At 37.6% G+C, this 15,603-nt stretch carries 15 protein-coding genes and 1 other annotated feature; of the genes, 3 read left to right on the forward strand and 12 right to left on the reverse strand.

What is annotated here, in order from left to right; translation table 11 throughout:
• The coding region (locus M997_RS07275) for a cation:dicarboxylate symporter family transporter (RefSeq protein WP_156510814.1) at positions 1–510 on the reverse strand (510 nt) is incomplete at its 3' end.
• A gap of 434 nt (positions 511–944) precedes the next feature.
• Positions 945–1,439 (reverse strand): YbaK/prolyl-tRNA synthetase associated domain-containing protein, encoded by a 495-nt coding sequence (locus M997_RS07280; RefSeq protein WP_064719448.1) that lies wholly within the window; start codon positions 1,437–1,439, stop codon positions 945–947.
• A 313-nt stretch (positions 1,440–1,752) separates the two neighbouring features.
• On the opposite strand from M997_RS07280, the gene yiaY reads away from it, so the two are divergent.
• Positions 1,753–2,904, forward strand: coding sequence for an L-threonine dehydrogenase (gene yiaY, locus M997_RS07285; RefSeq protein WP_064719449.1), 1,152 nt, complete (start codon positions 1,753–1,755; stop codon positions 2,902–2,904).
• A gap of 486 nt (positions 2,905–3,390) precedes the next feature.
• On the opposite strand, the gene hisIE is transcribed toward yiaY, so the two are convergent.
• The 8 genes from hisIE to hisG are packed head-to-tail and all read right to left on the reverse strand — an operon-like array spanning position 3,391 to position 10,519.
• On the reverse strand, positions 3,391–4,011 hold the full coding sequence (gene hisIE / locus M997_RS07290) for a bifunctional phosphoribosyl-AMP cyclohydrolase/phosphoribosyl-ATP diphosphatase HisIE (RefSeq protein WP_064719450.1): 621 nt from the start codon (positions 4,009–4,011) through the stop codon (positions 3,391–3,393).
• The gene (hisF, locus tag M997_RS07295) at positions 4,008–4,781 is read right to left on the reverse strand and encodes an imidazole glycerol phosphate synthase subunit HisF (protein WP_064719451.1); all 774 of its coding nucleotides are present in this window, start codon (positions 4,779–4,781) and stop codon (positions 4,008–4,010) included. The genes hisIE and hisF overlap by 4 nt, the downstream gene beginning before the upstream one ends.
• Positions 4,763–5,500, reverse strand: coding sequence for a 1-(5-phosphoribosyl)-5-[(5-phosphoribosylamino)methylideneamino]imidazole-4-carboxamide isomerase (gene hisA / locus M997_RS07300; protein ID WP_064719452.1), 738 nt, complete (start codon positions 5,498–5,500; stop codon positions 4,763–4,765). The genes hisF and hisA overlap by 19 nt, the downstream gene beginning before the upstream one ends.
• A 6-nt stretch (positions 5,501–5,506) precedes the next feature.
• Positions 5,507–6,097 (reverse strand): imidazole glycerol phosphate synthase subunit HisH, encoded by a 591-nt coding sequence (hisH, locus tag M997_RS07305; RefSeq protein ID WP_064719453.1) that lies wholly within the window; start codon positions 6,095–6,097, stop codon positions 5,507–5,509.
• Complete coding sequence (hisB, locus tag M997_RS07310; RefSeq protein ID WP_064719454.1) at positions 6,097–7,164, reverse strand: bifunctional histidinol-phosphatase/imidazoleglycerol-phosphate dehydratase HisB; 1,068 nt, start codon at positions 7,162–7,164, stop codon at positions 6,097–6,099. Before hisB ends, hisH begins: the two co-directional genes overlap by 1 nt.
• Before the next feature lie 46 nt (positions 7,165–7,210).
• The gene (gene hisC, locus M997_RS07315; RefSeq protein WP_064719455.1) at positions 7,211–8,293 is read right to left on the reverse strand and encodes a histidinol-phosphate transaminase; all 1,083 of its coding nucleotides are present in this window, start codon (positions 8,291–8,293) and stop codon (positions 7,211–7,213) included.
• Between the two features lie 3 nt (positions 8,294–8,296).
• Entirely contained in the window at positions 8,297–9,613 is a 1,317-nt protein-coding gene (gene hisD, locus M997_RS07320) for a histidinol dehydrogenase (protein WP_064719456.1), read from the reverse strand.
• 6 nt (positions 9,614–9,619) lie between these two features.
• Entirely contained in the window at positions 9,620–10,519 is a 900-nt protein-coding gene (hisG, locus tag M997_RS07325; RefSeq protein WP_064719457.1) for an ATP phosphoribosyltransferase, read from the reverse strand.
• Between the two features lie 44 nt (positions 10,520–10,563).
• Positions 10,564–10,693: a sequence feature (His leader region), on the reverse strand.
• A gap of 324 nt (positions 10,694–11,017) precedes the next feature.
• Between hisG and M997_RS07330 the strand changes: the two genes are divergently transcribed.
• Positions 11,018–11,839, forward strand: a complete 822-nt coding sequence (locus tag M997_RS07330) for an SDR family oxidoreductase (RefSeq protein ID WP_064719458.1) — start codon at positions 11,018–11,020, stop codon at positions 11,837–11,839.
• Position 11,840: 1 nt separating this feature from the next.
• Here the strand turns inward: M997_RS07330 and M997_RS07335 are convergent, their stop codons facing one another.
• Positions 11,841–12,461, reverse strand: a complete 621-nt coding sequence (locus M997_RS07335) for a glutathione S-transferase family protein (RefSeq protein ID WP_064719459.1) — start codon at positions 12,459–12,461, stop codon at positions 11,841–11,843.
• Between the two features lie 157 nt (positions 12,462–12,618).
• Here M997_RS07335 and M997_RS07340 point away from each other — a divergent pair, with 157 nt between their 5' ends.
• Positions 12,619–13,821, forward strand: coding sequence for a serine hydrolase (locus M997_RS07340; protein WP_064719460.1), 1,203 nt, complete (start codon positions 12,619–12,621; stop codon positions 13,819–13,821).
• 93 nt (positions 13,822–13,914) lie between these two features.
• Here M997_RS07340 and M997_RS07345 read toward each other — a convergent pair whose 3' ends face one another.
• A complete protein-coding gene (locus tag M997_RS07345; protein ID WP_064719461.1) occupies positions 13,915–15,585 on the reverse strand; it encodes a formate--tetrahydrofolate ligase in 1,671 nt (556 codons plus the stop codon).
• Positions 15,586–15,603 lie beyond the last annotated feature (18 nt).

The raw sequence follows: 15,603 nt of genomic DNA on the forward strand, positions 1-15,603 counted from the left end.
TGCTAAAGCGATACCAAACACGACAGATACAAACAGCACTTGCAGAATATTACCGTTAACCAAAGGGCTCACGACAGTTTCAGGGATGATATTCATTAAAAAACCAACAATAGAAGAATCATGCGCTTTAGCAACATAACTTTCTACTTTGCTTGCATCTAACGAAGCAGGCGAAATATTTAAACCATCACCAGGGCGAATAACATTTGCAACAATAAGACCAATAATCAGGGCTATTGTTGAGAAAGTTAGGAAGTAAGCCATGGATTTACCCGCAACTGTACCGACAGCTTTCATGTTATTCATACCTGCGATCCCCGTAACAACGGTTAAGAAGATCACGGGGGCGATAATCATTTTTACAATTTTGATAAATCCATCACCTAGCGGTTTAAAAGATTCACCTATGTCAGGGTAAAAGTGACCAAGCATAATACCGAGCAAAATTGCTACGATAACTTGTACATAAAGCACTTTATAAAGTGGCTGTTTTTTGGTTGATGTTTGCATGAAGAATTCCCTGCACCTGAGTGGCACAATTATATTTATTTATAAGTTAGATAATTAGTTGTAAATAAAAGTTTACATTTTTGTGTTTATATTGATGCTAACTTAAATGTATGAATAAATCAGGTCAATCAGATAAAATCGATTTCTTTAATTATTGTGTGCTGAATCGAAAAAAAATATTCAAAATTTGTATTTTGTGCGATTTTTGGTGTTAAAAGCGATAAAAAGTTAAATTACTGTTATTTATTCTTTGTTTTTATTTTTTTATGGTATTAAATTCTATTATTTTTTCAGATTATATTATCTAATGGTGGTATTGTTAGACGAGGGAGTAGATATATTCTGTAATGGGAAGTATTAATTATTACCTCATAATTTAACATATGAGGCAATTTATCTGACTAAATAAGAATTATATTACTAAAAAGCATTTATTAGTTTTCATCTTCACGAATAAAGTTAATTAATTCGGGTTGAGCTATTCGTTTATAGTCTTGTGTATTTAAAATAATTGAACGCTCTAATGTGCCAGCATTAAAAGCAAGTTCATCAAAACGCTGAAAAAGTAGCGGATCAGCAACTAATTTTAACGAAGGATGAAAACTAAAAGGGGGGATAGCGCCAAAAACACATTGCGTAAGAGTATTTACTTCTTTTGGACTGGCTAACGAGGCTCTTGTACCACCAATTTGTATTGCTAGTTTAGCTAAATCAGCTTGCTTATCAGCAGGTAAAATCGCGAGCACATGTTGTTTAATACCATTACCTTTAACATGACATACTAATCCTTTTGCTCCTTGACCTAATTGCGTTCCTCTTATTTTTGCTACTTCTTCAGAACGTCCGGCAGTGCTGTGTTCTACAACACGATAAGTTGCCTGATTATCATTTAATAATGATGTTAATTGCTCGAAAATAGTCAAAGACATCAATGACTCCTAAAATTTAATTAATTCTAAATATTGTCATTATACGTCATTAAAAAAAATTTTCTGCTTTGACGTAAATAGATGGTTTTGATTTTTTTGATAAGCTTTTCAAATTATTTTACAACAAATAATAACATGTTAATAGTTTTATCCTATTGAATTAATAGGGTGTTTCGGATTAAGATTATCTTTAAATGTCACTATTTAATAAAAATAATTACTATTAATTAGATATATTGACAGTGATCAATTTAAGAACAAAAACAATAGAACATATTAAAACGTAGCTTTAATTACTATAAGGAAGTCAACAATGGCTGTTTCAACATTCTATATCCCTTCTGTAAATAAACTTGGTGCGGGTTGTCTTGCAGAAGCCGTGAGTTCAATGAAAGACTTTGGCTTTCATAAAGCACTGATCGTGACTGATAGTGTTTTAAATAAACTGGGCGTGGTTGATAAAGTAAGTAAACTCCTTGCTGAATCAGGTATTTCAAGTGTGACTTATGATGGTACAGATCCAAACCCGACAGTTGAAAACGTTGAAGCTGGTTTAGCGTTGTTAAATGCTAATCAATGTGATTGTGTTATTTCTTTAGGCGGTGGTTCTCCACACGACTGTGCGAAAGGGATTGCATTGGTTGCTGCTAATGGCGGTAAAATTGCTGATTACGAAGGTGTAGATCGTTCTGCTAAACCTCAATTACCTTTAATTTCTATTAATACCACAGCGGGTACAGCTTCAGAAATGACGCGTTTTTGTATCATTACAGATACTGCACGTCATATCAAAATGGCTATCGTTGATAAAAATGTGACACCAATTTTATCAGTAAATGATTCAGAGCTTATGATTGGTATGCCTAAAGGCTTAACCGCAGCAACAGGAATGGATGCATTAACCCATGCTGTTGAAGCTTATGTATCAATTGCTGCCAATCCAATTACTGATGCATGTGCATTAAAAGCAGTGACCATGATCAGCGGATCATTACGTTCTGTTGTTAATAACGGTGGTGATGAGCAAGCTCGTGAAAATATGGCTTATGCGCAGTTCTTAGCAGGTATGGCATTTAATAACGCATCTTTAGGTTATGTTCATGCCATGGCTCACCAATTAGGTGGTTTCTATAACTTACCACATGGTGTTTGTAACGCGGTTTTATTGCCACATGTTCAAGCTTATAACATTCAAGCAGCAGCGGGTCGTTTAAAAGATATAGCACAAGCAATGGGTGTTGATGTTTCTGCGATGAGTGATGAACAGGGCGCTCAGGCATGTATCGAAGAAATTCGTAAAATGGCAAAAGATGTAGGTATTCCGGCTGGTTTAACTGAGTTAGGTGTTAAGGAAGAAGATTTCCAAACATTAGCTCAAAACGCACTGAAAGATGCTTGTGCCATCACTAACCCTGTTCAGGGTACTGAAAGTGATGTTATCGAGTTATTCCGTCAAGCGATGTAATGCTTAAAAAATAAATGATTTTAATTTAATCATTAATACCCCAAATATTTAATATGATATTTGGGGTGTTTTTATATCTACACTATTTATAAATAGCTAGTTTATCGATCACTAAATCATATATAAATATATTGTAATTAATTGATAATATTTGTTTTTTATATATATAAGTATTTTAAGTGCCATATTCGATAGTATTCGACGTTTTTTCTCAACGATGTATAAGGTCACATTGAGCTCTATAGCATCAGTAACCTCTTGTTAGTTCATAGTGGAGCATTTACGTATTGTTTTAATATCAAAAGCTTAACACGATCAGCTTTAAATAGTTCATCAAATCTCTATCCATTGAAATGAGTTTAGTGGCATTAAATACGGGGATTAAATTGATATTCAGTACTTTTTTAATATATAAAAAAGACTAAGCGTGCTGAGTGTTAAGCTTAGTCTTTCTGTTTTACCTAACGCGTAGATAAATAGAATTATTTACTCTGCTTTTTTATGGCGTTCTTGTAAGCAACCTATAACATCAGATAGTGATAATGACTGATCTTGTAATAATACCATTAAGTGATAGAGCAAATCTGAGGCTTCATTTTTTAGCTCTTCTCTATCATTAACCGTTGCCGCTAGAGCGGTTTCAACGCCTTCTTCACCTACTTTCTGTGCTATACGTTTTGTTCCACTGGCGTAGAGACTTGCTGTATAGGAGCTATCTGGTGAAGCAGTTTTACGTTCACGCAAAATATTTTCTAATTCATAAAGAAATCCCCACTGGCTTTGTGCTGGGGAAAAGCAGCTTTCTGTACCATTGTGGCAAGTTGGGCCAATTGGGTTTGCTAATATTAACAATGTATCATTGTCGCAATCAGGATAAATATCAACCAGCTTAAGGAAGTTGCCAGAGGTTTCACCTTTAGTCCATAAGCGTTGTTTCGTACGAGAATAAAAGGTGATATTTTCACTTTCAAGCGTGACATTTAAAGCTTCTTTATTCATATAGCCAAGCATTAAAACATCACCGGATATAGCATTTTGGATAACGACAGGTATAAGATTATCCACTTTTTGCCAATCTAAATTGTCTATTTTTTCTTTGCTAATCATATTCTCACCTTAACGCCATTTTCTGCGAGATACTGTTTTAATTCATTAATATTGATAATTTGTTTGTGAAAAACAGAAGCTGCAAGTGCACCATCAACATTTGCTAGCTTAAACGCATCTAAAAAGTGCGACATTTCACCTGCACCACCAGAGGCAATTAACGGTACTTCAGCAGCTTGGCGTACTAAGGCAAGTTGTTTTAAATCGTAGCCTTGGCGTACTCCATCTTGGTTCATCATATTAAGAACGATTTCACCAGCACCTAGCTTTTGAATTTCACGTACCCAGTCTAGAGTTTTCCATTGTGTTTGCTGAGTTCTTTTTTCATCACCAGTAAATTGATAAACCAGATATTCACCTGTATTTTCATCAAACCATGTATCAATACCAACAACGACACATTGCACACCATAGCGATCAGCTAAACGAGAAATAAGATTGGGATCAGAAAGTGCAGGGGAGTTGATAGAGATTTTATCCGCACCAAAGGAAAGAATTTTTCCTGCATCTTCAACTGAGCGTATTCCACCCGCAACGCAAAAAGGAATATCAATAACTTCAGCAACGCGAGAAACCCAGCTTTTATCCACTACGCGTCCATCAGAAGAAGCGGTGATATCATAAAAAACTAATTCATCAGCACCTTCTTTTGCATAACGTTCAGCAAGGGGAACAATATCGCCAATGATTTCGTGATTACGAAATTGAACGCCTTTTACAACTTGGCTGTCACGAACATCAAGACAAGGAATTATGCGTTTTGCCAACATGTGATAGCCTCTTTTAATGTGAATTTGCCTTCTAATAATGCTCTACCAACGATAACACCTACAACACCCGAAGCTGGGAGATCTGCGATATCTTGTAAATCACCAATGCCTCCTGATGCTTGAAATAAGATATCAGGAAAGCGCTGGTTGATTTCTTTATATAATTTGACGTTAGAGCCTTCTAACGTACCATCGCGTGAAATATCAGTACAAAGAACATGTTTTAAACCAACAGCTTGATAGAGTTCAATTATTTCTTCTAGGGTATAAGATGAATTTTCTTGCCATCCACTCACTGCAACCCATTTTTTACCTTGTTTATCAATACGTACATCTAAAGCGAGAACGATAGCGTCGGCACCATAGCGTTCAAACCAAGATTTCACCATTTCAGGCTGGCTAATTGCAGTTGAACCAATGACTACACGACTTGCACCCGCATCTAATAGTGATTTCACATCTTCTTCTGTACGTATACCTCCGCCAACTTGTACTGGAATATTTACGCACGCAACTAGTTTTTTCAGTAAGGGGATTTGGCGTGCTGAAGGATCTTTTGCTCCGGTTAAATCAACTAAATGCAGAAGGGTTGCACCTTCTTTTTCATATTGCTGATAACGAGTTAGTGGGTCGTCGTTGTAATCGCGTTGTTTAGCGTAATCACCTTGGTGAAGACGAACGACTTTACCATCAATCAGATCTAATGCTGGAATAATCATAACGCGTTACATCTCCAAAAAATTCTTGATAAGTTGAGCTCCCGCTTTTCCTGATCGCTCTGGGTGAAATTGCACACCATAAAAATTATCTTTTTGAATCGCACTGCTAAAGCGAGAACCATATTCCGTTTCTGCGATAGTTGATGAATTAAGAGCTAAACCATAACTATGAACAAAATAGAACCATGCATCATCACTGAGATTGCGAAATAATGGGTGTGCTGGTTTTGCAAGCACTTGATTCCAGCCCATATGTGGAAGGGGTAAACCTGCGGTATCTAATTTATCAATGGTGCCATCAATTAAACCTAATAAAGGAATGTCTTTTCCTTCTTCACTTAGCGATGCCAGAATTTGCATACCTAAACAAATACCCAAAACAGGTTGAGTTAAGGCTTTAATTAAAGGGATCAACTCGCGAGCTTTAAGTTGTTCCATTGCCGCACGTGCAGTACCCACACCAGGTAAAAACAGCTTATCAGCACCTAATACGGTATTTTTTTCATAAGAAATAATAGGGTCATAACCCAGTCGTTTTACTGCATAAGCCACTGAGGCTAAATTAGCGCAACCTGTATCTAATATGACAACTTTCATTACAAAACACCTTTTGAGCTTGGTAAGGTATTGCCTTCCACGCGAATGGCTTGGCGTAAAGTTCGACCAAAAACTTTAAACAGACTTTCTGCTTTGTGATGATCGTTTCTACCCTTAGATTTTAAGTGCAGAGTGCAGCCCATGGTGTATGAAAGAGAACGGAAAAAGTGTTCAATCATTTCTGTGCTTAAGTCGCCAACACGCTGATATTTAAATTCAGCTTTGTATTCTAAGTGAGGTCTGCCAGAAATATCTAATGCACAACTTGCAAGGCATTCATCCATTGGTAATGTAAAGCCAAAGCGAGCGATACCGCGTTTATCGCCAAGGGCTTCACGCAATGCTTCACCTAAAGCTAGGCCGGTATCTTCAACCGTGTGGTGATCGTCAATAACTAAATCACCGTTCACATCGATATTCATGCGAAAACCACCATGAGTGGCGATTTGATCAAGCATATGGTCAAAAAAACCAACACCTGTACTAATTTGGCTATCACCTTCGCGATCTAACCAAATATCTATCGCAATTTTTGTTTCTTTGGTTTTACGTTCAACGTGAGAATAACGATCTTTTTTCGTTAATTGTTCGGCGATCATCGTCCAATTTAAATCATTTGGGTTATAGCGTAATCCTTGAATATCCATATTTTCAGCAAGTTGGATATCAGTTTGTCTATCGCCAATAACATAGCTATTTGATTTATCTAATACGCCATCAACAAGGTATTGGGTCACTAATCCAGTTTCAGGTTTACGACAAGGACAATTATCTTCAGGTTTATGAGGACAAATAAGGATCTCTTCAAACTCAATACCTTGTGATGAAAAAATTTGCATCATCAAATTATGTGGCGGATCAAAATCAGCTTGAGGAAAACTTTCTGTGCCTAAACCATCTTGATTGGTGATCATTATTAGTTTATAACCCGCTTTTTGCAGAGCGGTAAGTGCAGGAATAACGCCTTGCTCAAAAGCAAGCTTATCGAGTCTATCAACTTGATAATCTGTTGGCGGTTCAGAGATAAGTGTGCCATCACGGTCAATAAAAAGAATTTTCTGGCTCATGGTTGCGGTTCCTTAGTTGCGATTTTTTCGTTATTATTTTTAATAGTTATATATTTACAGTTTGAATGTTTCTTATGGCGTTAATCACGCTATCACACTCTTCTGTTGTTCCGATAGATATACGTAAACAACCATTTAAGCCGTATTGACGTTGTTGATCGCGTAATATGATCCCTTGTTCCCATAAAGTGCGGAAAACTCGGCTAGCATCAGTGAATTTCACTAATATATAGTTAGTTTCACTGCGATAAACTTGTTCAACATTAGGCAATTTTTTTAACGCATCAGACAACGCGTTTCTGTTGCGAGATATTTCAGCAACACGCTGATTCATTACCTCAATACCTTTTTCCGTTAACGCTTGAGCTGCAATGTCTGCAACCGGAGTTGAAAGAGGGTAAGGTGCGATGACTTTAAGTAATAATTCAATAACAGGCGGGTTGGCAAGTGTAAAACCACATCGTAACCCTGCTAAAGCAAAAGCTTTCGACAAGGTTCGCAAAATCACTAAATTAGGATAATTTTTTAACCACGAAACAATAGAAGCTTGTGGACAAAATTCAATATAGGCCTCATCAACAGCAACTATTGCTTTACCTGCTGTCATTTCTAACACTTTACGAATAAGTTCTGGGTTAATAATATTTCCAGTTGGATTATTTGGACTACAAAGATAGATAAGTTTTACATTATCTAGTTGTGATGCCATGGCTTTAATGTCAGGGCTCCAATCAGATAGTGTAGGAATAACACGTTGTTCTATACCAAATGTTTCGGCGCTAACACTGTACATGCCGTAAGTTGGAGGGCAGTAAATAACCGCATCTTTACCCGGTTCACAAAAAGCACGGATCAATAATTCGATAGCTTCATCAGCACCACGGCTAACTAAAACGTGTTCAGGTTTGACACCGGCATATGTGGCATAACGCGTAATAACATCAACGGGCTGACATTCTGGATAACGGTTTAGGTTTTTTGCATTAAAACTAAATTCAGGTGCAATGGGATATTCATTTGCATTCAACCAAACTGTTCCATTGCCCCCTAAGCGGCGTGCTGATTGGTATGGTGTTAATTCACGGACATTTTTTCTTGCTAATAAAGTAATATCGAATTGATTATTCATGACTTATTTATTCCCCTGAGCTAATGCTTTCACGCGCAATGTGACCGCATTTTTATGAGCAGTGAGTTGTTCAGCTTCAGCCAGTATTTCTATCGTTTGTGCTAAATCTGATAAGCCTTGCGCTGTTAATTTTTGTACTGTCATGCGCTTCATAAAATCCGCTAATCCTAAACTGGAATAGGTTGCGGTATACCCATAAGTAGGTAGTACGTGATTGGTTCCTGAGGCATAATCACCGGCTGACTCAGGAGACCAAGCTCCTAAAAAGACCGAACCAGCACTTGTGATGCTATCAACCCAGTCGTCTGCATCATCAGTTTGAATAATTAAATGTTCAGGGCCGTAACTATTACTAATTTCAATACATTGTTGGATATCGCGCGCAATAATAACGCGGCTTTCTGCCAGTGCTTGCTTAGCAATTTCCGCACGGCTTAAAAGTGCGAGCTGTGTTTCAGTTTCTTTGATTACTGCTTTTGCTAAGGTTTCATCGGGCGTTAATAAAACAACTTGTGAATCAGGGCCGTGTTCTGCTTGTGATAATAAATCGGCTGCAATAAATGCAGGGTTTGCCTTAGCATCGGCAATGACTAATACCTCAGAAGGCCCTGCTGGCATATCAATAGCCGCACCTTGTAACGATTGGCTTGCTTGGCGTTTTGCTTCAGTCACATAAGCATTACCAGGGCCAAAAATTTTATCCACTTTAGCAATAGATTCGGTACCAAATGCCATTGCTGCGATAGCTTGCGCGCCACCGACTTGAAAAATATCATCAATACCAATTTCTTTAGCGATATATAAGATTTCATCAGCAATAGGTGGTGGTGAGCAAAGAATGATTTTTCGACAACCCGCAATTTGCGCTGGAATTCCTAACATCATTACTGTTGATAATAAAGGCGCTGAGCCGCCGGGAATATAAAGTCCGACAGCATTAATAGGTCTGCTGACTTGCTGGCAAAATACACCCGCTTGAGTTTCGACTTCTATTGCTGTTGGAATTTGTGCTTCATGAAAACGGCGAATATTTCCCATTGCTTGAGCAATAGCTTGTTTTACTTTGCTATCGAGTCTTGCAACAGCTGCATCAACTTGCGTTTTTGTAACCAATACACTTTCTGGCGCCGCTTTATCAAATTTTTGGCTAAGTGCTTTAAGTGCTTTATCCCCTTCATTACGTACCTGTGAAATAATGCTCGCAACTTGTTCTGTAATGGCGCCAGATGCAGAAATAGCTGGGCGAGTTAATAGCACTTGTTGCTGTTCTTTAGTGCATTTATTCCAGTAAGTTAATGTATTAAAACCCGTTTTCATCATTTCACCTTATTCCATCATTTTTTCAATTGGTAAAACAAGAATTGAACTTGCACCTAATGCTTTAAGCTTTTCCATTGTTTCCCAAAATAATGTTTCACTACTTACCATGTGCATAGCAACACGATTTTGATCACCGGCTAGAGGTAAAATAGTTGGACGTTCAGCGCCAGGCAGTAGGGCAATAACATCATCAAGACAATCGCTTGGTGCGTGTAGCATGATGTATTTTGATTCGCGCGCTTGGATCACCCCTTGAATACGTGTGAGTAAACGGTCAATCAATGCTTGTTTATCAGCATCCATTGCACCGTCACGCTGGATAAGACAAGCTTTTGAACGATAGATAACTTCAACTTCTTTGAGTCCATTGGCTTCTAGTGTTGCGCCAGTAGAAACTAAGTCGCAGATAGAATCTGCCAGCCCTGCACGAGGCGCAACTTCGACAGAACCATTTAATAAACAGGATTTAAACTTAATTCCTTTTTGATCTAGGTAGCGTTTTAAAAGATTTGGATAAGAGGTTGCAATACGTGAGTTGTTTAGGCATTCAACACCTTGATAATCAAAATCTACAGGTGCAGCAAGTGATAAGCGGCAAGCACCAAAGTCAAGGCGGCGTAAGGTGACATAACTTGGATTTTCACCTTGAGCTTGGCGCTTTAATAACTCTTCTTCTAAAACGTTTTCACCGATTATCCCTAAATCGACAACGCCATCCATCACTAAGCCGGGAATATCGTCATCTCTTACGCGTAAAATATCGATAGGCATATTTTCAGCGTAAGCAATTAGGCGTTGTTGGTTTAAATTAATTTTGATACCACAACGTGCTAATAAAGCACGAGAATCATCACTCAAACGACCTGATTTTTGCATTGCAATTCTTAATCTTGCTTTATCTAACATGTTGTCACCCTATCTTTATTTATATTTTTGTTATGAAAATTAGCTATAAAAAAACCCCGGAAGTTGCCTTCCGGGGTTTTCTTTTTCATCTGCATTCAGACCACCGGAAGCGTTACTTGAACGTCTTCCAGCACTCATCGCCTGAAAGACTAGTCAGGGTGATGGTGATGATGATGGTTTAATTGAATGCTATACATGATTATTTTCCTAGCTAATTACAATGCTCGTTATTATTACCAGCATTTAGAATTTGTCTGCCTTTCAACCTACATGATTTATAAAGCCAAAAGCAACCTATTTTTTAATAATAAATTAAATATTTTATAACTCTATGTTTTTAATATTATTTTAATATTTCTCTTATTTACTTAAATACATAAGTAAGCGAGTATATTGCTTTGTTAGAAAAATAAAAAATCATAAGTAGTATTTATTGGTAATGGCTAAATAAGATATTTGTTGCATAATTCATATGAGCAATTTGTGTAGGGGAGAAAAATGAAACGGATAACCATAGTTGGACTTGGTTGGTTAGGATTGCCGCTAGCAAGTGCATTGCGTGATGCAGGGTATCAAGTCAAAGGTACCAAAACAACAGAAGATGGTGTCGAAGCTGCCAGAATGAGCGGTATTGACTGTTGTTTACTGAAATTAACGCCAGCTATCGAGTGTGACAGAGATGATTTTGACTATTTGATGGAAACAGATGTTTTGATTATTACATTGCCACCTAGTGCTGGTGGTGGTGGATATGATTATGTAGAAAGTATTCAAGAATTAGTAGATAGTGCAATGTCACGCCATGTAGCTAGGGTGATATATATTAGTTCTACTTCAGTATATGGTAGCCAAAGTGGTGTGTTAACGGAAGAAATGGATATAAAGCCTGAAACATTATCAGCAAAAATGATGGCTGAAGTTGAAAATTGGCTGCATCGTTTGCCGTTAACCACCGTTGATGTTTTGCGATTAGCTGGATTAGTTGGACCTGGACGTCATGCGGGACGTTTTTTATCAGGGAAAAAGCAGGTAAAAGGCGCTCAGCAATGTGTTAATTTAGTGCATTTAGATGATGTTATTTTTGCTGTTGAACAACTGCTTGCTCAAAATGAAGGCGGGCATTTATATAATTTATGTGCGCCTATTCATCCAAGCAAAAAAGAGTTTTACGCCAAGGCATCGGCACAATTAGCGCTAGTTCCACCTGAATTTGTGGAAGAAGAGCAAGCACCAAGAAGAGAGATTGATGGGCAAGAGATCTGTCGAGATCTAGGATTCCATTATCATTATCCTGATCCCGACAAAATGCCGATGGACTAAATTAGCTAACTGGTAATAAAACAATATCGCGGAAAATGGTGCGTTCACTCAATTGTGCAAACCAACGTTCAAGGTGAGGAAAACTTGGTCTATCTTTACATACTTCAAGCCACGGATAGACCAAAGGTGCGATAGCAATATCTGCAAGAGAGAAGTGATTACCCGCAAAATAAGACGTTTTTGCCAATTGATCATCAGCAATTTTTATCAGTTTATTAAGTTTTTCTTTTAATGCCTGAACTTGTTGAGGATCTTGCTTCTCTTTTGGTGTTCGCACTATCATGATCATCATTTGCTGAATTGGCGAAAAAAGTGAGCCATTTGACCAATCCATCCATTTTTCTACAGATGCACGTTGTTTTGGATCAATAGGGTAGAGTGTGTAATCTTCTTGTTTTGAGCAAAGATAACGAATAATGGTGTTAGACTCCCATAAATAAAAGTCATCTTCTTGTAATGTTGGAATGGAAGCATTGGGATTCATTGCAAGATAATGTGTGTCAGTCAGTCCACCAAAAGGACCACCAACATCAATTTGCTCATAAGGGACGTTAAGCTCTTTTAGGCACCAAAGGACTTTTTTAACATTCGATGAATTCTTTCTACCCCAGACTTTTAACATAAATGTCTCCTAAATCACGATTAATAACAAAATTCCACTCTATAGGGTGCTAAATATAAATATAAGATAAATCTCTATATATCAATGTTGGCGTCTTATTCCAGAAAGCCCTATAGTAGGAAAGCTTTAACAAATTGATATAAAAGGGTGATCGGTAATGAAAAAAAATCTTCCATCCGTACTCGGTAAGGTTACCGCGGGAATGGGTTTACTGCTAATAATTTCTAGTCCTGTATTTGCAGTGAATAATCCTGTGCCTCCTCAGATTGATGCGAAATCTTATGTTTTAATGGATTACAACAGCGGCAAAATTCTTGCTTCAGAACGACCTGAAGAGCGTTTAGATCCTGCAAGTTTAACCAAGATTATGAGTAGTTATGTGGTTGGGCAAGCAATAAAAGAAGGTCGATTGTCACCCGACGATACAGTTATAGTGGGGCGCAATGCATGGGCAACAGGCAACCCAGTATTAAAAGGCTCTTCGTTGATGTTTTTAAAACCAGGTGACCAGGTTAAAGTTATTGAACTTAATCGCGGTATGGTTATTCAATCTGGTAATGATGCCAGTATTGCATTAGCAGAACATGTAGCAGGAAGCCAAGAAACATTTGTTGATTTAATGAACACTTATGCTGCTAATCTGGGTTTGAAAAATACCCATTTTAAAACGGTTCATGGGCTAGATTCTGATGGGCAATATACGACTGCAGAAGATATGGCATTGCTGACAGCTGCGATGATCCGTGATGTGCCTTCTGAATACGAGATCCATAAAGAAAAAGAATTTACGTTCAATAATATTCGTCAGCCAAATCGTAATCGTTTATTGTGGAACAAAAACATGAATGTGGATGGTGTAAAAACCGGACACACAAGTGGTGCGGGTTATAATTTAGTTTCTTCAGCAACAGAAGGCGATATGCGCCTAATAGCTGTTGTGTTAGGAACGCCATCAGATAAAGTTCGTTTTTCTGAAAGTGAAAAGCTACTCGGTTGGGGATTTCGTTTTTATGAAACCGTAACACCAGTTAAAGGAAATGCGCCATTAACAACACAAAAAGTATGGTATGGCGATAAAGGTGAAGTGGCGTTAGGGGTAGCAACAGATGCTTCTATTACTATTCCTAAAGGTGAGTTAAAAAACCTGAAAGCGTCATTTACTTTAACTAATCCGGTATTAGAAGCGCCGTTAGCGAAAAACCAAGTTGTGGGTACTGTTAACTTTTTACTTAATGATGAAGTGATTGAACAGCGTCCATTAGTGGTCAAAGAAGCGGTTGAAGAGGGTGGTTTCTTTAGTCGTATCTGGGATTTCATGGTAAAAACAGTATCTGGTTGGTTTAATGCTATATTTGGCTAACAACTATATTGTTACTGAGTTTTTCACCCAATAATAAAAGCAATGCCAGCAATAGCTGGCATTTTTGGGTCATCATTTTAGCTAAAAAACAGCTTAAAAAAGCCCATTAATAACCCCATCATTATCAATATTAATTACTGTTGCTGCGGGTATTTTAGGAAGACCTGGCATGGTGGTAATAGAGCCAGTTAATGCAACAACAAAGCCTGCACCCGCAGAAACATAAACTTCACGCACATTGATAGTAAAATCAGTAGGGCGACCCAGTAATGTTGCATCATCTGAAAATGAATATTGTGTTTTAGCCATGCATATAGGTAAGTGACCAAAGCCCATTTTTTCTATATTTTCTAACATATTACGAGCATTATTGCTGTAAGTTATACCCTTAGCACCATAAATTTCTTTAGCTATAGTTTCAATTTTTTCATTTAATGAAAAATTATCTGGATAGAGTAGTTGAAATTGTGCTGATTCATTTTGAAGTGTATCAACGACTTGATTGGCTAATTCAATACCACCCGTACCGCCATTTTCCCATACTTTAGTAATAGCAAAGCGGCATCCTCTATTTTGGCAGAATTGTTCGATAAATTTATGCTCAGCTACGCTATCCGTTATATAAGCATTAAGCGAAACAATAACAGGTAAGCCGTACTTTTTAAGGTTTTCTATATGTTTTTCAAGATTCACAATTCCTTTTTCAAGCGCAGCTAAATCTTCTTTATTCCATTCACTTTTGCCTAAACCACCGTTATATTTTAATGCTTTGGTAGTGACAACAATAACGGCACAGTCAGGTTTTAATCCACTTATGCGACATTTAATATCGAAGAATTTTTCAGCACCCAAATCAGCACCAAAACCTGCTTCTGTAACCACGATATCCGCTAATCCAAGGGCGAGTTTTGTCGCTCTGACGCTATTACATCCGTGAGCAATATTGGCAAAAGGGCCACCGTGAACAATGGCAGGCGTATTTTCTAATGTTTGCACTAAGTTAGGATTAATTGCATCTTTCAGTAAACTTGCCATTGCGCCAACAGCACCAAGATCTTTTGCTGTTATCGGATTTCCATCATAAGAATAAGCAATAATTATGCGAGAAAGTCGCTGTTTTAAATCATCAATATCTTGAGCTAGGCAGAGAATAGACATTACTTCAGAGGCAACAGTGATAACAAAATTATCTTCTCTAGTCACACCATCTTTGGCTCCACCTAATCCCACAACAGTATGACGTAAAGCGCGGTCATTCATGTCCAGACAGCGTTTGAAGGTGATCTTTTTAGGATCGATATTTAATTCATTCCCTTGATAAATATGGTTATCAAGCATTGCTGAAAGTAAATTATTAGCTGATGTAATAGCATGAAAATCACCCGTAAAATGGAGATTAAGATCTTCCATTGGTACTACCTGAGCATATCCGCCGCCAGTTGCTCCGCCTTTAATACCAAAACAAGGGCCAAGAGAAGGCTCACGAAGTGCGATAATTGCATTTTTACCAATATGGTTGAGCGCTTGCCCTAATCCTACGGTAACCGTTGTTTTGCCTTCTCCTGCGGGAGTTGGATTAATTGCGGTGACTAGCACTAATTTGCCACGTTTATTCTGTTCTATTTTTGACCAAATGCTGTTACTAAACTTTGCTTTATATTTACCATAAAATTCAATATCTTCTTGATCAATATTTAATTTTTTAGCGATATCCTGAATAGGTAAAAGGTGTGCGTCATGGGAGATTTGAATATCTGATTTCATTTTAATTCTCTTTTATCC

This window comes from Proteus hauseri ATCC 700826 (assembly GCF_001654965.1).
GTDB lineage: Bacteria > Pseudomonadota > Gammaproteobacteria > Enterobacterales > Enterobacteriaceae > Proteus > Proteus hauseri.